The 19,734-nt window shown below is 32.0% G+C and carries 12 protein-coding genes and 2 pseudogenes; 7 read left to right on the top strand and 7 right to left on the bottom strand.

Annotated elements, in window-relative coordinates; translation table 11 throughout:
• Nucleotides 1-75: 75 nt before the first annotated feature.
• Nucleotides 76-426, top strand: a pseudogene (locus EKL96_RS08595) (transposase); the annotation flags it as partial.
• Between the two features lie 91 nt (nucleotides 427-517).
• Here EKL96_RS08595 and EKL96_RS08590 read toward each other — a convergent pair.
• From EKL96_RS08590 to EKL96_RS08570, 5 genes and pseudogenes are all read right to left on the bottom strand, one after another.
• Nucleotides 518-1,105 carry a hypothetical protein gene (locus tag EKL96_RS08590; RefSeq protein WP_126460856.1) on the bottom strand — a complete coding sequence of 196 codons (588 nt, stop codon included), beginning with the start codon at nucleotides 1,103-1,105 and terminating at the stop codon, nucleotides 518-520.
• A 65-nt stretch (nucleotides 1,106-1,170) separates the two neighbouring features.
• Nucleotides 1,171-2,086, bottom strand: a pseudogene (locus tag EKL96_RS08585) (IS1595 family transposase).
• 221 nt (nucleotides 2,087-2,307) lie between these two features.
• Complete coding sequence (drmB, locus tag EKL96_RS08580) at nucleotides 2,308-4,239, bottom strand: DUF1998 domain-containing protein (protein ID WP_126460853.1); 1,932 nt, start codon at nucleotides 4,237-4,239, stop codon at nucleotides 2,308-2,310.
• Nucleotides 4,240-7,848 carry a helicase-related protein gene (locus EKL96_RS08575; protein WP_126460850.1) on the bottom strand — a complete coding sequence of 1,203 codons (3,609 nt, stop codon included), beginning with the start codon at nucleotides 7,846-7,848 and terminating at the stop codon, nucleotides 4,240-4,242. It abuts the gene before it with no gap.
• Nucleotides 7,838-10,282 carry a hypothetical protein gene (locus tag EKL96_RS08570; RefSeq protein WP_126460847.1) on the bottom strand — a complete coding sequence of 815 codons (2,445 nt, stop codon included), beginning with the start codon at nucleotides 10,280-10,282 and terminating at the stop codon, nucleotides 7,838-7,840. Before EKL96_RS08570 ends, EKL96_RS08575 begins: the two co-directional genes overlap by 11 nt.
• 546 nt (nucleotides 10,283-10,828) lie before the next feature.
• On the opposite strand from EKL96_RS08570, the gene EKL96_RS08565 reads away from it, so the two are divergent.
• Nucleotides 10,829-11,200, top strand: a complete 372-nt coding sequence (locus tag EKL96_RS08565) for a hypothetical protein (RefSeq protein ID WP_126460844.1) — start codon at nucleotides 10,829-10,831, stop codon at nucleotides 11,198-11,200.
• An 82-nt stretch (nucleotides 11,201-11,282) separates the two neighbouring features.
• Here the strand turns inward: EKL96_RS08565 and EKL96_RS08560 are convergent, their stop codons facing one another.
• The gene (locus EKL96_RS08560; protein WP_126460841.1) at nucleotides 11,283-11,507 is read right to left on the bottom strand and encodes a transposase; all 225 of its coding nucleotides are present in this window, start codon (nucleotides 11,505-11,507) and stop codon (nucleotides 11,283-11,285) included.
• Between the two features lie 898 nt (nucleotides 11,508-12,405).
• On the opposite strand from EKL96_RS08560, the gene tgt reads away from it, so the two are divergent.
• The 5 genes from tgt to dnaB all read left to right on the top strand — a co-directional run bounded on the left by tgt (nucleotide 12,406) and on the right by dnaB (nucleotide 18,318).
• Nucleotides 12,406-13,536 carry a tRNA guanosine(34) transglycosylase Tgt gene (gene tgt, locus EKL96_RS08555; RefSeq protein WP_126460838.1) on the top strand — a complete coding sequence of 377 codons (1,131 nt, stop codon included), beginning with the start codon at nucleotides 12,406-12,408 and terminating at the stop codon, nucleotides 13,534-13,536.
• Between the two features lie 65 nt (nucleotides 13,537-13,601).
• Complete coding sequence (locus tag EKL96_RS08550; RefSeq protein ID WP_126460835.1) at nucleotides 13,602-14,690, top strand: LptF/LptG family permease; 1,089 nt, start codon at nucleotides 13,602-13,604, stop codon at nucleotides 14,688-14,690.
• A complete protein-coding gene (locus tag EKL96_RS08545) occupies nucleotides 14,677-15,606 on the top strand; it encodes a DMT family transporter (protein ID WP_126460832.1) in 930 nt (309 codons plus the stop codon). The genes EKL96_RS08550 and EKL96_RS08545 overlap by 14 nt, the downstream gene beginning before the upstream one ends.
• Nucleotides 15,607-15,679: 73 nt before the next feature.
• Nucleotides 15,680-16,633, top strand: a complete 954-nt coding sequence (locus tag EKL96_RS08540) for an acetyl-CoA carboxylase carboxyltransferase subunit alpha (protein ID WP_126455741.1) — start codon at nucleotides 15,680-15,682, stop codon at nucleotides 16,631-16,633.
• 140 nt (nucleotides 16,634-16,773) lie between these two features.
• Nucleotides 16,774-18,318 carry a replicative DNA helicase gene (gene dnaB / locus EKL96_RS08535; RefSeq protein ID WP_126460829.1) on the top strand — a complete coding sequence of 515 codons (1,545 nt, stop codon included), beginning with the start codon at nucleotides 16,774-16,776 and terminating at the stop codon, nucleotides 18,316-18,318.
• Nucleotides 18,319-18,635: 317 nt separating this feature from the next.
• Here dnaB and EKL96_RS08530 read toward each other — a convergent pair whose 3' ends face one another.
• The gene (locus tag EKL96_RS08530; protein WP_126460826.1) at nucleotides 18,636-19,727 is read right to left on the bottom strand and encodes an alkene reductase; all 1,092 of its coding nucleotides are present in this window, start codon (nucleotides 19,725-19,727) and stop codon (nucleotides 18,636-18,638) included.
• Between the last annotated feature and the right edge of the window lie 7 nt (nucleotides 19,728-19,734).

Here is a 19,734-nt window from a genome sequence, read left to right as displayed (position 1 = left end):
GGGTGTTCACTTTGCTCCGGAATCACCTGTACAGTTTAAACCGGAATGGGGTGTTCAGTTTGACCCGGAATATCCAAAATGGCCGTTAAAAACCGAAATATTGAGGAAGGTTTGATTTTTCATTCCGACAGAGGTGTTCAATATGCTAGCAAAAAGTTTGTAAATGTTCTTGATTCCTATAAAAAAATAACCCGCAGTATGAGTCGCAAAGGAAATTGTTGGGATAATGCAGTAGCGGAAAGCTTTTTTAAATCCTTGAAAACGGAATTGATTTATGGAAACAAACTGATTTCAAAAGAACAAATGAAACTGGAAATCTTTGAATACATTGAAATTTGGTACAACAGAAAAAGGAGACATTCTGCTTTAAATTATGCAACTATTGAAGAATTTAACAATCAAATTAATTACAAAAATGTAGCTTAACTTAATGTGCAGTTTTTATTTGCATATCCACCTATTTATTTTAAGTACTTACTGTTAAAAGTAGCCCTTTGTCTTGAATTTATTTAGTCCGTTAGTAGTGATTTATTTTATAAACAACTTTAATAAAATTACTGCCTATAATTGGAACACCGCTAACAGACGCCTTTCCATTTGTAATATCCATTGTATTTCCATACATAGCCTTCAAGTCGTTTCTGGGTAAGGCATTAAATAAATATTCTACAGCTATATCATCTGATAAATCCCACCTAAGCCCTAAATTCAACCCTAACGATAAATGAGAAGACTCTTGATTATACCCAATTCCTCCTCCCCAATCACCATTTCTGTTTATTAATGTAGGTTCTATACTAGGTATAAAAACAGTGTGAATAACTCTTCTAAATAAATTTACATAGAAATGGGTGTGATATCCCACTCCAATCGTATACTTAGAAAAATCTAATCTTGGAAACGTTTCATACCCTATGTTGACTTCTACATCTTTGCTAACCATTGAAAATTGCACTAAAAAGTCTTTAGCTGATTCATTATTTGTTGGTTCACTTCCCATAATTGTATTCCTAACGTCAAACGCAACCGAAAAAGCTAGATAATTATCTTGTGCAGTTAATTTAGTAACAAATAAAGCAACTACAATTGTTATTAATTTTATCATGATTCATTAGTGCTGATAAAGTTATACAATACTATATTATTACATATGACTATCAGTAACTAATACTAAGTTGTTTCTAAAGCATTAATCATGAGTCTATCCAATAGTTTGTTTCCAAAATACCGTCTGTTAAATTTGTAGCAGAACTCATCAAGATAATTATGTACATATTACTGGTTTACACAATTATGATGAATATCTAAAAGTACTTTTTTGGTATTACTGATTGTTCTATTTACACAAGGAAATATCTTTGCCGCCTTTTTCTTGTCTGGCTCTACTACAACATAATGATTTGTTATCACTTCTTTGAGTTTAGCATACCCTGGTGTAACCATCGCTTAACACAGATGCTGTTTTGTTTGCAGATTTCAAATCTTTCATAACTACCCTTTTTAGACAACCAACTTTTCTGTTTGGTTTACCCTTTTTTGGTGCAGAGATACTGGGTTTCGATTCAACTATTACCAATACCTTTCCTTGTCTTTCACTTCCACGATCTCGCTTATTAGGAGTAGATTCATGACTGTTTTATTTTTATTTTAATTGATAACATCTTTTATGTCAATTATTTAAAACAATTTTTCATCAAATTCAACACAGCCTTTTAATTGATGTTTTTCGTCACGCATACTATCTTATGCATCATAAACCAAATGTGTTCATACAGTTTGTGACCCTACATACGTTGCATTTCTAATGCCGAAAAACTCTTTTTTGACAGCGTCATGAGTTCAATACAGATCATCCAATATTGAAAAGGCAAATTAGTATTCTCCATAACAGTACCTGAACGAAGACTGACACGACTACCGCATTTTTTACATTGAAATTTCAAATCTGTCTTACGAAAGTAATGTTCGCTGTGTTTACACTTTTTACATACAATTCCCATTTCAAGTCGTTTAGCTTTGATCCCTTATCACATGTGGCTTAATCAGGGTATTTTTCGAAAAATTCAGGCAGGTTCTTAATTTGAATTTAATGGGTTGATGACTCAAATATAAGCTTTTTTTAGCATTTGTACAAGTAAAGGATAGTCATGTTATTTTATTTGATTATTGTTGTGGGTGAACTAATTCCCAAAAGTCGCAACTAATCTTGATATCTTTTAAAATGAAAAGATTTATTCATGTCTTTAATAAAATATAAGTCAAATCTACATTTTAATGGTTTTTAAAAATAAATTCTTGTTTTTATCGCTAACTAATTTTTTTAAAATAACCATATACATCATCAATCAATAGTCTTCTATCTAAAAAGCTATTGAATAATTCACAAGATGTTTCAGGTAATAGTGAACAACTAAAACAAGCTGATAAGTTCAGATTCCCGACACCTTGACCTGTTGTGTGATAACATATTGGGTCTGTAGCACAATCTTTTGCTCTCGTTATAGCTGATTGAATTAATTTGCCAATTTTGTTGTCATCACATAATGAAGTTAATCCACCATAACTACCTTCTGAACCAGCTATTGTATAAATTAATACTCCGTTCATATTAGGGTTATCACTTACATATAATCGCTCTTGAATTGAAGTAGAAGGATAGCCACATAAATACTCTAGCTCTTTGATTATTAAGTGTGAAAATGTATGAATAAGAATTAGTTTAGGATTAACTTCAATGTCTTTATTAAATGCAGAATCAAAATTATCATAGTTGTTTATTATCGGTTGAACTCTATCACGAATTAATTCATTTGAATTTATCCATTTGTCTAAAATGTCATTATCAAATTCAAAAAATATACCCTCACCAAAACTTTCAATAGCAGGAAGATATTTTGTAGTTAAGCCTTTCTTGGAAGTATATTTTTTTCTTATTGCATCAACTTTGTCACTTTCAATATCTTCTTCTTTTAATGCAGTATCAATTGAGATAGGTTCTTGTCTAGTGTAAGATGTTTGAACTGATGTAAATTTTATTTTATCCATTCTGAAAATGGATTTTATTAAGTCATTCTGAAAATAATTTGAATCTACTTTATCAAATATCAATAAGTCTTTTATTTCATCATTTCCTTTTTCAGTAATGTATTTAAATTCATCAAAACGATATTCATTTTCACTTTTTGTTATTTCTGCATCTCTTTCAATAAAATCATTCTCAATTAATCTTTGAATAGTATTTGCTTCAATAGTGAATGAATTAGTAGCTAATAAGACACTAGATATAACATCAGCCGTAAGACCTTTTTCAAATAAATCTTTAATCATTTTGATTTTTGACTTATTCAACTCGTCTTTAGCAGGAATGTAAATACTGGATAAAATATTAGGGTAATAGACACTATTACTGGAGCGAATAACTGGTTTAAAAAGGATGTCTTTTATTTCAGTGTTTGGGATTAATTCTTGATTTTTAACCCTTAAATTAAACAAGCCTGATAATGTTGTGAAATTTAATGTTTCGCCTTCTTTATTTTTTGCAATAATATTAATACCACTTAAATCATCTAATTTATCTGAAGTTCGATACTCTAATACTAAATCACTTGGCACATCAACATTAGATAACGAAATAGTCTCATCATTAGTATCAACTTCTTTATTTTCAATATTTGCATTATCTCTTTTTTGTCTTTTTAACATTGACCATTTATCCCAAGGAATATCGGCAATATCTCCATTTGGTGCAGTTAAAATAAAACGTACTTGTTCCAAGTCAAAGAATTTTCTTTTACTATTGCGGTTTCTTGCGTAACACTTATAACATTTAGGAGGAAAAAAATTATCTCTATGATTAATTTCAACATTATTTAACCAATTATACTTCCAATTTGAAATTTTATCAAATTTATTACAGCTACTGCAATAAAACCATTCTGGAAAATAGGATGCCGCTATTGTATTTTCATCTCCATTTTGCAATTGAAAACCATTTTTTAAATCATTTACAGGAATTTTTACCAATCGCTCTAGATTAATAAAATATTTGCTTATCCTATTTTTGAAGCGAACATCTTCAATATTATTGTATTCTTGGAAATTACCATCAATACTAATAAAAAAAGGCCATTCATCAAATGGTTTTATTATTATTGAACCATCTCTAGTTTCGATAATAGACCCAACACCACCATAAGCACTTATGGTTTTTCTTGTTTGTATTTGTTCGTATTTACCCATTTAATTTGCTAATTTTATTATACTATTAGTGTCAATTTCTCTCATCGACATCATCAAGCTCCATTCATCTAGGTCTGCAATTTTTTGAATTAGTAATTTGTATGTAAGTCCTTCTTCTTTTGTCGTCCATTTTTTTACATATTCATCAAGTTTATTAATTGCATAATCACGTTGCTTTTTATTTTTAATTCTTTCAGATAAAAATGTTTTTAGCTCATCTATATTACCATCGAAATCTTTCGCTTGACTATTTAAATATAATCCTTTTTTGTGTCTGACATAAGCAACTAAGAGACTTGCCATAACTTTATCTACTGCTATTTCTGTAAATGGTGTTACACTTAATGGTTCTACATATTTATAGTAAGCGTTGTGAAAACTTACATAATTTTCAAAATAGGATTTATCTCTTGAACGGTTTGCATCTAAAAGGTTAATCACTATACCCATATCTTCACGTCCAACTCTACTTGATGCCTGAATGTACTCAGCTACATTTTTAGATTGCCCATTCATTAACATCACATTCAATCTTTTTATATCAATACCGACCGAAAACATATTTGAAGCTAAAACTAAATCAACCGTTTGATGAACATAATCTCTTCCTTCATATTTATTTAAGCTTAATGATTGTTCTAACTGATCTAAAAGTTTTTTTATTGAATTACTTTCGATACGACTAGTTAATTCTTTAGTTCGAGATGGTAATCCTTTCCAATTAAATGCGTATTTATCTCTACTTATATTATATCTGCTGTGAAGTAATTTTATTAATGAAAGTATTTCTGCCGGAACTTTATTATAAATTTTACCAACATCTCTTAGACTATTGTAAAATGAAACAATTGTCCAGAAATAGTTCATTTTATTGATGCATTCTTCTTGAGTTAGTTTTTCGTTTTCTATTAAATATTTGAATAGTTCAATACGTGCAATGAATAAGTTCCCTAATATTTGAATTTGTGAATTAAGTCCTGTTTTACCAGTTGGCATAAATCCAATATGTTTTCTTGTACTATCTTTAGATACGAAAGAAAAAAAGTTGTCATTATAACTTAATCCCATTGGAGGAAATATGTTTAGCTGTCTATTACCGTACAACATTTCAACTTGATGTGCTGTATTTCTTGTTGTTGCTGTTGATGCAATTATTTTAGGCTTTCTATTTCCTTTTGTTGATAGTAATTCTACAATAGATTCGTATATTCCCGTTATGGAACCGAGTGGTCCGCTTAATAGGTGCAACTCATCTTGTATTATTAAATCGGGTGGTAGTTTATGTTTTTCAAGAGAATTAAATAGTTTATGCCCTTCTTCTCTGTGAGAAATCATAGCAAATTTGTCCACTGTAGCAAAAAGTAATGTAGGTGGAGTATCGTAAATTTTATCATCTACAAAATATATTGGTAATTCATTACTGAAAGTACAAGCAGTATTTATACATTTTATTTTAAATGAATTCGTAGTAGCATAGTAACCTTGTTCAAAGAAATTAAATTTATTTTTTGATATAATCTTACATCCACACCAGGAACAATTTTCAATAGGGTATTTATTTGCTTTTTGTATATCGTGGTTTTGCCCTGAATTTGCTCTAATTAAATTTTGTGAAATGCTATCATAAATTCTCTTTGCATCAGTAAATGAGTTAGGTGTTGATGAAGCTCCAACCCACATACCAATTGAGATAGGAGTATTGCCAAAATAATACTCATCATTATTGTTAAATTGTTTTCTTAAAAAATCTAATGATAGTATTAGTTTTGTTGCACGTTCAAACTGTTGGGCTGTTAGAAGTCTTAAAGTGTAACGCATTATTACTGCTACACCGTCAGCATTGTCCTCATTTAAAATTCTTCTACTAATTATTGTAAAAGCAGTTAAAGCTAAATATGCTTCTGTTTTACCACCACCAGTTGGGAACCACAATAAATCAACTATATTATTTCTGTCTTCAGAATCAGGATTGATTAGGGATTCAAGGTTTAAAAGAAAAAAAGCTAATTGAAATGGTCTGTATTTTGGATTGAAAGTTGTATTCTCTCTAAAATAATCTAGGTTGTTATACTTTATATTTTCGTCTATTTCTGTTAGCTCTACATTCTTTTTACCAAAATGTTTCTCATTTGAAACAAACATTTGAATGAACATTGCCGTATTGGCTAACTTAAACGATTTGAATGCATCATCGTTATTTTTTAAAAATGCTATATTCTTAATAAGCCTTTCAAATGTTTCCGATTGTTTTCCAATTATATTTTTTTTAATATTTTGAAAATTGTCTGCGGTTTTAGTTGTTATTTGTTTATCAATCCATTTTTGATATTCCTTTACGAATAAATAGAGTTGATCTATAATTTCATCATCATTCAAATCAGACCAAATAGATAACTTTTTTAGTTGTGTAATGGATTTTAAACCTTCTGGAAAATCTTCTTTAAATTCATTACTATAACTCTTGATATCTACTTCTGGTAAGAAAGTTGTATTAAGTTCAGTAGGTAGTTTATCATCATTCCAATGAACTGCACAACCGTGACCAATAGCAAAAGAAACTTCTTCTCTGTATTGAAAGTTTATTGTGTTTAATTCTTCATCAAAAGGGTTGTTTTCAGTAAATTGTTTGTACGGTAAAAATCTTGTTCCATTTACTTTAATTTGGGCTTGAAACATTGCTTTTGAATTTAATCTTTCATTACTGAATGAAAATTTCTTTTTTGAATGTTGTAATCTATTAGCAAGTAAAATTTTAATAAACTTACCGTGAGTTGTTTGTAATACTTTTTTATAAAAACAAGTAATCGTTTCTTTTGTTTCTTCTTCAACTTCTAATGGAATTGGAATAGCTTCATTTGAGTTTTCATCTTTAAGTTTAATTTTGATTATTTTTTGTTCATTTGGTAAACGTTTCCATAATCTTCCAAGTAGTAGTTCAACTTTTTTATATCCAACAGAGTCTATTAATTCTTTTTGCTGTTCGTGTTCTTGAAAAGTTTTCTTTAAATTTCTGACATTTATTCCACTTTTTCCAAATGTTTCTCTATTGAATATTAAAAAACCATCTTCATACACTAAATGTTGTTTTATTGGATTAAATGGATGACTACTGAATTTCTCAAAATCTTCTTTAGTTATTTCAACTTTAGCTTCAAGGGGTTTTAATTGTTTGTATTTAGCGTATATGAACTCAACTGTAATTTCTTTTTGGTCATTAGGAACACAAAAAGTTAAACCAAAGTTTGTTGGAAAATATTGATTAGCTTCTGAATATTCGCTATCACTATTTACCTTAGCCTTCTTTTCAGCATTATCATCTTCAACTTGAATAGAGTCATTTTTATCGACCAAATTATTAGTAATTTTAATATTATCATCTATTATTTCAGCATTTGCATTTGCTTCATTTTCAAATCCAAAACTATCTTGAATAGGGTCAACAATTTTTTCAGGAAAAACAATACCCGAAAAGTATCTACTTAAAGGATAATCTAATATGATTTCATTTTCAGCATCACTAATTAAAATATCAGAACCTGGACCAATTAAGTTCTTTTGTATGGTATCTCTAAATATTAATCTTGGTTCTTCTTTATACTTATTCTTCATTAGAAATTATTTTTTGTTTTATAACTTTTTCAACTATCGTATCGATTAGTTGTTCAATTATTTCATCGTTAAGTTTTTTCAAAGCATCACTTTTTTCTGTTTTATTAGAAGCTATATAGTCTAATAAATCACTTCCTAGCAATCTACCAGCTTGTTGCCTTATAGAGTGGTCTTTTTTTGAATAAACCACGAATTTATCATAATCAGTAACGATCAATTCGTTTATTAAACCAATTCTTTCACAATGATTTTTTATAGCATTTAAAACTTTAATCCTTGGAAATCGTGTACTCGAATTATTATCAAAATAATTTTTGAAAGTTCCAAGATTGATTTTATTAGAAGTATCAAATATTTTTGAATGTAGTGTTTCAATACTATTGTGGTTTATAAATAACTTTTTCAAAGTTATTCTCCAACTTTCTGAATAACTATCAAACGATTTTAATAATCCTTCTGAATCAAATATTTTTAGTATTTTTTTAAATACCTCTGGGTTGTTGTTTTGATAGAATCTAATTTTTGCTTCAACATATATTTCACCAATAGTAGTTTTGATTTGTTCATTGTTTTCAATCAAGAAAATCCCTTTTGTTGATTCAAACTTTTCAGTAGATCCGTCTGAAAATAGGATGTCATATAGTATTTTATCTTTTGGTAATTCTAATTCTTCATTCGAAGTATTCGATTTATCACGCAAATAAACATCTAAATCAAAAAGACTATCCAATGGATTATGTTTAGATGGTTCTTCTTTTAAACAATATTTAGTTTTAATAAAACTGTTTCTATCACAATGTGTAATTCTTGAATCTTCATCAGCCAACTTTTTTTTGATTAGCTTATCAAATGCAATTTCATCAATGTACTCATAGCATAAAACAATTGTTTTGCCTTTCAATTCATACAACCTATTTAAAACATCATAATTGTTTAAATAAGGAATTACAAATATTTTATTTTCTGTATTAAACTCATCATTAAAACATTTATCCCAATAAAGAATTTTATTGTCAATTCTTTTATCACTTACTAATACCACATTATTGATACGGTTTTTTTGTAATTGATTTTTAATAATGTCATAACTCTTTTTCTCAACCAATAAATAGAATTTTTGTAATTCTCTACTTTTACTTACTATAACTTCCCATTTGGGATTTCTATCTTGTAATATAGCAGCAATTAATTTAAAATGTATAATAATACTTTCCTTACATTCATTTATTTGAGAGTGGTTATAAATATCATTTTTATAGAAATTATTTTTTAAATCTTCTTCAAAACTATCACTAGAAAAATAATGTAATAACCTATCGGCATATTCCTGATATATTCCTTTTGAAATGTTTGAATCTGTTACAATTATTTTATAGAAAAAGTTTAAATATCTCAGAACAAATGATAGATTGATATTGAATTCTGTCTTGTAATTATCTATTAAAGATGAAAAATTAATTAACTCGTTGTATAGGTTTTCAAATTTTACTACTTCTTTACTAATAATTTTATAATTTTCGTTATTCGCAATTCTGATTTCTTGATTTGACCAAAGCCATTTTTTAAAAGTATGTTCTGTAGAAGGTTCATTAGTTCCTATTATAATGACATTATTAACTTTGCCTTTCCACTTACATTCTTGTAATATATCAATAAAACATTCACGATACTTAGTATCTCCAATAACTACAATTTCATCAAAAGTATATTCATTGTCAAGCAAATAACTTTTTGCAGTATTGAAATCGTTGCAGCATTCAATCAGATAATTAAAAAAAGGAAGTTCGTTTTTGTTTTTACCTTTTTTGTTGGTATAATTTACAGGTAATGAATCATTTTCACTAAAAAAAGTTGTTTCTGAAATTACTAATGTTCTTTTTGAAAAATCTGTAATGAATGGGAAATTAACTCCAAAATTTTCATTTAGAAATTCCTTGTAAGTGTCTATGTATTTTACAGTATTTCTACCATTAGTTAGATTTGGATTAATTTTAGTCTGATTTTTGAAAGGAATTAAAGTATTAACAGCTCCGTTTTCATTTTTTTTAGGAAATTTTAAATGTATTCTTAAAGTATCTGGACCAACACCTTTGATAATTAATATTCGATTTTCTTTTCCAATTTTACCATACACTAAATCGTTAATTCGAAGTATTGGTTTATGATTATTGTGATAAAAATAATTTTGAAATAACTTTATCAACACGAGTGATTGGAAAATAGAAGCAAAGAAATTTGGTCTATAGTCATCTTCTGGAATGCTTATAAAAAAGTCTTCTTTATCCTCATTTAAAATATATTTGTAAATCAAGTAAAAATTGATATAATCAAAACTTGAAAAGTTTTTAAAAGCTACATTGTTTATGTTAAAATCATTTTGAATATTTGATTTTACTTCTTCAGTCAATCTATTTATATATAATTTTAAATTCATTTGTTTTTTGAATGAAATTTTAAAAACAATAAATATTCAAAATATATTAATTGTTTAATTATGTAAATGTAAGAATAAGGAATCTATACTTCTTTGAGGAAAACCGTAAACGGATGAAAATAAGTAAAAAAAGTGAAAATAAATTTAGGGCAAGGAGGGTAAGGTAATTTGGTATAAAAGATATTTAAATTTTTTATAAAATAAAAAACGGTTTTAAGTGGCTGTTTGAGTGCAAAATGAAACGACTACTTTATTATTTTACACTGATATGGTCTTATGTTACCTAAAAGTTTTAAAAGAAAAAAAATAAAAAATGTTTGTATTGTTTTTTGGTTACCCTGCCTGCCCTATGAAAATAAAGTAAATTGATGAAATACAAAGTAGAAAAAACAAAAAAAGTGGAAACGCTAGTTTTCCACTTTAAAATTGAATTTATGTTATTAATGCGAATCAAGGGTTAAAAAAGAAAGAAATATCTGTTTAAAAATTAGATTAATAAGCTGATAATCAGTATATTTATAGTGTATCTAACGCACATTTAAATATATGATTAATCAGCCTAAAGCCCTAAAATTAATAAAAATCTACTCAATAATCTGCGACAGATTTGAAAAAGATTTAAAATATACTTGCGAACGTTTTAGCAACAATGATAAGCAAGATTTAACAGACCAAGAAATTATGACCATTTATCTATTCGCAGTTCAAGAAGAACAACGCTTTAGCATCAAACAGATTCACAAATATGCTTGTGATTATTTGATTGATTGGTTTCCAAAACTCGGTTCATATACTGCTTTTCTAATCGGCTTAACCAATTGTCGGAAGCTTTTAGACGTTTTACATCTTCGTTGTTTGAAGATTTTATACCCTCTGACTGTTTTGCTGATCAAAGTTTACTGGATTCAATGCCAATAATCACTTGTTCTGGAAAGCGTAATGCAAAAGTAGCTAAAGAACTGACCGACAAAGGATATTGCTCTACTAAAAGCTTGTATTATTATGGTGTGAAATTACACGCATTGGCTTTTAGACGTTTAGATAAAATCCCTTTTCCAGGAAAACTTCCCTCTCCAAACTCCTCGAACTCTTTGCGCCATTTGTACAACTGTGGTGCTGTTATTCCCAGCTCTCTGGCCAGTTCTGATACGTTTGTTCTCTCATAACTCAATTGGACGGCTTTTTCTTTGAAAGCTTTGTCATAAATTTTGCGGACTTGTTTCATAGGTTAAAATTAAGATTATTTCTTAACTTTCTGTGATGGCTAAGTTAGCATGTCCAGTAGTAAACAATTTAGAGAAAAGAAAACTCTACTAAACTTACTTATATATTTCAAATTTTTGATGTCAATTAAGCTTATTACAGCAGAAAAAAATGCGAAACTTAAAAATATTATTGACAACATTTTCCATTCGAGATATTTCGTACTCCACCAATACTGAAATTTCATTTCAATTGGTGAGAAGTAATCACCAAAAATAAAAACAAGTAATATTACTAATATTAATATTGCATTCAGATAAATGAATCTCTTTTTCATCCACATTTTTTTTGAGATATCCGCCAACTAGTATATATGCGAAACGAACCTCCGGATATACACCCAAATATGAGTAGATTGGTGAAGGTTTGTTTCACTTTGTCTATTTTCAAATATATTAAAATTTTCTTACAAATCATCAAAAGGACTTTTTATTTGCTGGATGCTTTTTGAATAGTAATGGGAAAATTTAGTTGCTGTTAAACCAAATCTCGCGTGAGGGATAATAGTAGAAATCCTTTTATGAAGCGCAGCGCAGTAAAAGATTATAACGGATAGCCCGACCTTTTTAGGGCACGCCCAAGTCCATGTGCTAAATGGTATGTGTGTTTTTGAATACTATTATTGTTTAATTATTTCTTAAAAAAAAAGGTTGTTTTGGTTGTCATCCCACAGCTTTCGATGCACTTTATTACTTTGCGGGATGGCAAACATTTTTTTGATGTAGGTTTCAAATTAACCTATCTTTGCCAGCCGAACAATCGGTTGAAATACGTTGCTATGTTCTGCGCTGCGGTAAATGTTTGGTAAAACAGCTTTATTGGCGAATAGCATGTGACCGAAAAAACAATAAAAATACTAGATGAAGTTTGATTTATTAAAAAAAGATCCGCTGTCCAAAGCCAGAGCGGGAAGTATTACTACTGATCACGGGGTGATTGAAACCCCAATTTTTATGCCTGTGGGTACCGTAGCTTCGGTCAAAGGAGTGCATCAACGGGAATTGAAACAAGACATTAACCCGGATATTATTCTGGGAAATACCTACCACTTATACTTGCGACCTCAAACGGAAATCCTAGAGAAAGCCGGAGGTTTGCATAAATTCATGAACTGGGACCGTAATATTTTGACGGATTCTGGTGGCTACCAAGTGTATTCGCTTTCGGCCAATAGAAAAATCAAGGAGGAGGGCGTGAAGTTCAAATCGCACATTGATGGTTCCTATCACTTTTTTACGCCAGAGAATGTGATGGAAATTCAGCGTACCATTGGTGCCGATATTATCATGGCGTTTGATGAATGTACGCCGTATCCCTGTGATTACAACTATGCAAAACGCTCGATGAAAATGACACACCGCTGGCTGGATCGTTGCATCAATCATTTAGACACGCAGCCTGTAAAATACGGTTACGATCAGGCTTTTTTCCCAATTGTTCAAGGAAGCTGTTATAAGGATTTGCGTCAGCAATCAGCGGAATATATTGCAAATTCTAATCAAGTAGGAAACGCCATTGGTGGACTCTCCGTAGGGGAACCTGCCGAGGAAATGTATGCCATGACCGAAATAGTTTGCGAAATTTTACCGGAAGACAAACCGCGTTACCTGATGGGCGTAGGAACTCCTATAAATATTCTGGAGAATATTGCCCTTGGGATTGACATGTTTGACTGTGTGATGCCTACGCGAAACGCCAGAAATGGAATGTTATTTACAGCGAATGGCACCATCAATATCAAAAACAAAAAGTGGGAAGCTGATTTTTCGCCCGTTGACGAAATGGGAATCACCTTTGTAGATACAGAATATACGAAAGCGTATTTGCGTCACCTTTTTGCTGCCAATGAATACTTGGGGAAACAAATTGCCACGATACACAATCTTGGTTTTTATATGTGGTTGGTTCGGGAGGCCAGAAAACATATCTTAGCGGGCGATTTTAGACCTTGGAAAGAAATGATGGTGAAAAACATGAACCAGAGATTGTAAATTAGGTTAGGGGTATTAGGTTTTAGTAACCAAAACCCAAAACCTAAAACCTAATACCCAAAACTATGCTTACAATAATAGACAAATACATCCTAAAAAGATATTTAACCACATTTGTGGTGATGTTGTTGTTGTTTATCCCCATAGGAATCGTTGTTGATGTATCTGAGAAGATCAACAAAATGCTGGAAAACAAGGTTCCGTTTTTAGAGATTGCACTTTATTACTACAACTTTACGGTTTATTTTGCGAATTCTCTGTTCCCGATATTTTTGTTTTTATCGGTGATTTGGTTTACCTCAAAACTGGCAAATGATACGGAGATTATTGCTATTTTGAGCTCCGGAATTTCATTTACGCGTTTCTTAAGACCGTATATTATTGGTGCTTCCATAGTTTCTGTTTTTGTTTTACTAATGGGGTTTTTTGTTGTTCCCGCTGCCAGCGAAGGCTTTAATAACTTTAGGTATACGTATTTAAAAGGAGGCGGAAAAGAGGCCATGCGCGGGGATAATACGGATGTGTATCGCCAAATTAGTAATGATGAATTTATCTATGTAAACAGTTTTAATACGGAGTCTAAAATAGCTTTTAATTTTTCACTGGAAAAATTTAAAAACGAAAAACTCGTTCATAAAATCACGGCCAGCAGGATCAAATGGAATCCAAAGGACAGTACCTACACCCTGTATGATTATACAAAAAGAACGGTGGGCGAACTGAATGATAAAATTGAAAAACTACCCCAGAAAGAGGCTATTTTCACATTCGATTTAGAGGATTTAACTCCAGTGGTGTATATTGCAGAAACCCTGAATTTAGGAAAATTGAATGCCTTTATTGCCAAAGAAAAAGAACGCGGTTCCTCTAATATCAACATCTATTTAGTGGTTTTGTACAAAAAATACAGTGTCCCGATATCCGCATTTATCCTGACCATCATTGCAGTTGCAGTCTCATCGATGAAACGAAGAGGCGGAATGGGAACGAATCTGGCCATAGGAATTGCGCTGGCTTTTGCCTTTGTATTCTTTGATAAAATCTTTGGTGTTCTTGCAGAAAAATCCAGTTTCCCTCCCCTATTAGCGGTTTGGTTGCCCAATATTGCTTTTGGAATTTTAGCCATCTACCTATTACGAAATGCAAAACGATAATTTAAAAAGTTACTTAAACCTCCATTTGATTGTTTTTATTTGGGGTTTTACCGCCATTTTAGGCGCTCTAATCACTATAACGGCAGATGCCTTGGTGTGGTACCGCATGTTTTTTGCCGGTATCTTTTTAGCTCTTTTTCTGGTGTATAAGAAAAAATCGTTTCGGATTCCGCTAAAATCATTTTTTAAATTGATTTTTGTCGGATTATTGATTGCTTTGCATTGGATTTTATTTTTCAAAGCGATCCACGTTTCTAATGTGTCTATTACGTTATCCGTTTTTTCATTGGGTGCTTTTTTTGCATCACTGCTGGAGCCACTTTTTTATGGTCGAAAAGTACTGTGGTACGAAGTCTTTTTTGGTCTGATCATAATTGCAGGGCTGGGACTGATTATGAAGGTCGAAATCAATTACCTGGACGGAATGTTATACGCCTTAGCATCCATTATATTAGGTGTTTTATTTACGCTGATGAACGGAAAACTCATTGCGGATCACGATCCTTCGGTTATCTCGTTTTATGAATTCCTGGCGGGTGTTGGTTTCATATCGATTTACTTTGTGTTCGAACAAAAATTCACGGCCGATTTCTTTGTATTAACGGCTAATAATTGGATCCTGATATTGATTCTGGCATCCGTTTGTACCGCCTATGCCTTTACTGCTTCAGTAAAAATAATGCAAAAACTAACGCCGTATACCGTAATGCTGACTACGAATTTAGAACCGGTTTACGGCATTGTTTTGGCCTATTTTATCCTTGGCGGAAAAGAGAAAATGAGTTTTGAATTTTACATTGGTGCACTAATAATTGTAATCACCGTAATCCTAAACGGGGTGATTAAACACTATCAAAAAAATAAAATTAAAAAAGAATCTCCCGCTTTAGAGAAGCAAACTTTTACACATAAATAGAATATTTACCTTTTCGAACGATTTAAAATTTTATATTTGCGGTTCGAAATAAAAACAAAAACGCAAAAATCCTATGGAATATTTAGATTTTGAGCTTCCAATAAAAGAACTAGAAGAACAGTTAGATAAATGTCTTATTATTGGTCAGGAATCAGATGTTGATGTAACGAATACTTGCAAACAAATCAACAAAAAACTAGAAGAGACCAAAAGAAAAATCTATAAAAATTTGACTGCCTGGCAACGTGTCCAATTATCCAGACATCCAAGCCGCCCGTATACAATGGACCACGTGCGTGCCTTGTGTGGCGATACGTTTCTGGAACTTTTTGGCGACAGAGGTTTTAAAGATGATAAAGCCATGATTGGTGGTTTAGGAAAAATTGACGGGCAATCCTTTATGATTGTGGGTCAGCAAAAAGGATTCAACACTAAGACGCGACAGTTCCGTAATTTTGGAATGGCCAATCCGGAAGGATATAGAAAAGCGTTGCGATTGATGAAGATGGCAGAGAAATTTGGGATTCCTGTTTTGACGTTGATCGACACTCCAGGGGCTTACCCGGGATTAGAAGCCGAGGAACGCGGACAAGGAGAAGCCATTGCCAGAAACATATTTGAAATGATTGGTCTTAAAGTGCCAATTATTACTGTTATCGTAGGAGAAGGTGCCTCTGGTGGCGCATTAGGAATAGGAGTTGGTGACAAGGTATACATGATGGAAAACACCTGGTATTCCGTCATTTCTCCAGAATCATGTTCTTCTATTTTATGGAAAAGCTGGGAATATAAAGAACAAGCTGCCGAAGCACTGAAGCTGACTTCAGCTGACATGAAAAAACAAAAATTAGTAGATGATATTATTCCTGAACCACTAGGCGGTGCACATTATGACAGAGCAACTGCTTTCAAAACGGTAGAGCAATATATTATGAAAGGTTTCAACGAATTGAAAGACTTATCAACAGCAGAATTAGTGGCTCAAAGAATGGATAAATACTGCAAAATGGGAGAATATAAAGAGTAAAATCTTACGAATTACTATTTAATCCGAAGCCTTGCCGTTTCGGATTTTTTTTTGGTTATAAACAAAAAATAGTTAGTTATGAACAATTATTTGTAACAACTCAACGACTATGTTTTTTTAATTTTAGTTACTTTCGCTTCATGGAAAACTTCAGAAATATTAATCCTGTCAAGGTTGATAAAACGACTATTATAAGCCTTGAAAAAGGAAAATTACAACCACAGGTGCTCGATTTAGAAGAGGCTGTGCTTGGTGCCATGATGATTGACAAAAAAGGGGTTGATGATGTTATTGACATTTTACAACCTGATGCTTTTTATAAAGAAGCACACAAACATATTTTTGAGGCTATTGTTCAATTGTTTACAGAAACACAGCCTATTGATTTATTAACCGTTTCTGCCCAACTGAAGAAAAATGCAAAATTAGATTTAGCAGGCGGTGATTTTTACTTAATTCAGCTTACGCAAAAGATATCCTCTTCGGCACACATTGAATTTCACTCCAGAATCATTCTTCAAAAGTTTATTCAACGCAGTTTGATTCGGATTTCTACTGAAATCATTGAAGACTCTTACGATGAATCAGCGGATGTTTTTGATTTATTAGACAGAGCTGAATCTAAATTATATGAAATAACACAAGGAAACATCAAACGAAGTTCAGAGACAGCTCAAAGTTTAGTGCTACAGGCAAAAAAACGAATTGAAGAAATTGCCGGTCAAGAAGGATTGAGCGGTGTTGCCACTGGTTTTGATAAGTTAGATAAGATTACTTCCGGTTGGCAGCCCAGCGATTTAATTATTATTGCGGCACGACCTGCAATGGGAAAAACTGCATTTGTATTATCCATGGCCAGAAATATGGCTATTGATTACGGAATACCAGTGGCCTTATTTTCTCTGGAGATGGCATCAGTACAGTTAATTACCCGGTTAATTTCCTCTGAAACAGGTTTGTCATCAGAGAAATTGCGTACTGGAAAACTAGAAAAACACGAATGGGAACAGTTGAGTACCAAAGTTAAAAACTTAGAAAAAGCACCTCTCTTTATTGATGATACGCCTTCCTTATCGATTTTTGATTTACGGGCTAAAGCCAGGCGATTGGTTTCGCAACATGGGATCCGAATTATCATTGTGGATTACTTGCAATTGATGACGGCTGGCGGAAACGGAAAAGGAGGCGGAAACAGAGAGCAGGAAATTTCTAGCATTTCCCGAAACTTGAAAGCATTAGCCAAGGAATTGAACGTTCCTGTTATTGCACTTTCTCAATTATCTCGAGCGGTAGAAACCCGTGGATCCAGCAAGAGACCGTTATTGTCTGATTTACGGGAATCAGGAGCGATTGAGCAAGATGCGGATATTGTGTCTTTTTTATACCGTCCTGAATACTACAAAATAGACGAATGGGATGATGAAGAAGCCTCACCAACAGCCGGTCAGGCAGAAATAATGATTGCCAAACACCGTAATGGTAGTATAGAAAACGTTCGGTTGAAGTTTATTGGACATCTGGGAAAATTTGATAACCTGGAAGATTACAGTGGCGGATATGATGACTTACCATCCAGTATGAATCAGGATGACAACCCTTTCATTACTAAAAACCTGCCCTCTGCCAATGATGCTTTTGGAAGCAATTTGAATGATCCGGATGATGACAGCGATGTTCCTTTTTAGCAAACAAGCCTCATCAGCATGCGCACTACCCGTTTTTCTTTACAAAAAAAAGTAAGCATAATAAATACAGTTTATAAAAATAGAAAGCCCGCTATTGCGGGCTTTCTTGTGAATTATAATTGAACCTCAAAATAAAGACAATGGTATTTTGACACTATTCTTGTTTAATTTATTTATTTGTACGCAATCGTACCAAACAAAAAACCGACACAGATTCCACAGATTTTCAATAAAAAAATGTCTAATTTGTAAAAATATATGAAATGTGTATCAAAAAATATTTCTTACGTAGAACTACAGACAAGCATACTTCTTTATTAAACCATGGCCGGGTAATCAGTATATCCTTTCACAGTATCCGTGTAAAACGTGCTTTGATCTGGTTTACTTAATGGGGCATCAGTCTCAAAACGAGCCACTAAATCCGGATTTGCAATAAAGGGAACTCCATAAGCAACAAGATCTGCATACCCATCTTCAAGCACTTTGATTCCCATTTCTTTTGTAAACCCTTTATTGATGATTAATGTTCCTTTGTAAAACGGTCTGAAATGCTTAGCTACTTCAGTAACAGCAAAAGGTACATCATCAACCGGCGTAAAAGGCTCCGTCAAATGCACATACGCTAAACCATAGTCATTCAAACGGTTTACAATATATTCATAAGTAGGAATTGTCTGTTCATCTAACATCATTCCCTGCGTATTATGCAGGGTAGGATTCAAACGAACACCCACTTTAGAATAATCAATAACACCGGCTAAAGCATCTAGAATTTCAAAAAGGATTCGGGTTTTATTTTCTATTGAACCACCATATTCATCGGTACGATTATTGGAATAACCATTAAAAAACTGTTGTAGTAAATAGCCGTTGGCAGCGTGCAATTCGACACCATCAAAACCCGCCTCAATAGCATTTTTAGCTCCATTTTTAAAATCTAAAACGGTTTGTTTTATGTCTTCAATAGTCATTTCTTTTGGAACAACAGTGTCTACAAAACCGTCTTTTGTGTAAGCTTTTGCATACGGATTCAAAGCGGATGGCGCATGTGGTAATTCGCCATTATGCAAATCCGGATGCGACAACCGTCCCGTGTGCCACAATTGTGCAAATATAGTTCCTCCTTTTTCGTGAACTGCTTTTGTAACCAGTTTCCAACCTTCGGTTTGTGCTGCACTGTAAATTCCGGGCACATTGATAAAACCCACTGCTTTTGTACTCACAAAAGTTCCCTCGGAAACAATTAAACCTGCTGTAGCTCTTTGTGTGTAATATTCTGCCGTAAGTGCAGTAGGAACATTACCTTCATTATTAGAACGGCTTCTGGTCATTGGAGCCATCACCATTCGATTTTTTAAAGTACTGCTTCCTAATGTATAGGGTTGAAATAAAATTGATTTACTCATTTGATTT

The organism is Flavobacterium sp. LS1R10, from assembly GCF_003968825.1.
GTDB lineage: Bacteria > Bacteroidota > Bacteroidia > Flavobacteriales > Flavobacteriaceae > Flavobacterium.
Note: the sequence above shows the minus strand (reverse complement) of the source record. Positions and strands in the feature narration are given on the sequence as shown.

Bases quoted from the DNA above. Each gene is read 5' to 3' on its own strand.
- EKL96_RS08590 (WP_126460856.1), bottom strand. From the start codon at position 1,105: ATGATAAAATTAATAACAATTGTAGTTGCTTTATTTGTTACTAAATTA.
- drmB (WP_126460853.1), bottom strand. From the start codon at position 4,239: ATGGGTAAATACGAACAAATACAAACAAGAAAAACCATAAGTGCTTAT.
- EKL96_RS08575 (WP_126460850.1), bottom strand. From the start codon at position 7,848: ATGAAGAATAAGTATAAAGAAGAACCAAGATTAATATTTAGAGATACC.
- EKL96_RS08570 (WP_126460847.1), bottom strand. From the start codon at position 10,282: ATGAATTTAAAATTATATATAAATAGATTGACTGAAGAAGTAAAATCA.
- EKL96_RS08565 (WP_126460844.1), top strand. From the start codon at position 10,829: ATGATTAATCAGCCTAAAGCCCTAAAATTAATAAAAATCTACTCAATA.
- EKL96_RS08560 (WP_126460841.1), bottom strand. From the start codon at position 11,507: ATGAAACAAGTCCGCAAAATTTATGACAAAGCTTTCAAAGAAAAAGCC.
- tgt (WP_126460838.1), top strand. From the start codon at position 12,406: ATGAAGTTTGATTTATTAAAAAAAGATCCGCTGTCCAAAGCCAGAGCG.
- EKL96_RS08550 (WP_126460835.1), top strand. From the start codon at position 13,602: ATGCTTACAATAATAGACAAATACATCCTAAAAAGATATTTAACCACA.
- EKL96_RS08545 (WP_126460832.1), top strand. From the start codon at position 14,677: ATGCAAAACGATAATTTAAAAAGTTACTTAAACCTCCATTTGATTGTT.
- EKL96_RS08540 (WP_126455741.1), top strand. From the start codon at position 15,680: ATGGAATATTTAGATTTTGAGCTTCCAATAAAAGAACTAGAAGAACAG.
- dnaB (WP_126460829.1), top strand. From the start codon at position 16,774: ATGGAAAACTTCAGAAATATTAATCCTGTCAAGGTTGATAAAACGACT.
- EKL96_RS08530 (WP_126460826.1), bottom strand. From the start codon at position 19,727: ATGAGTAAATCAATTTTATTTCAACCCTATACATTAGGAAGCAGTACT.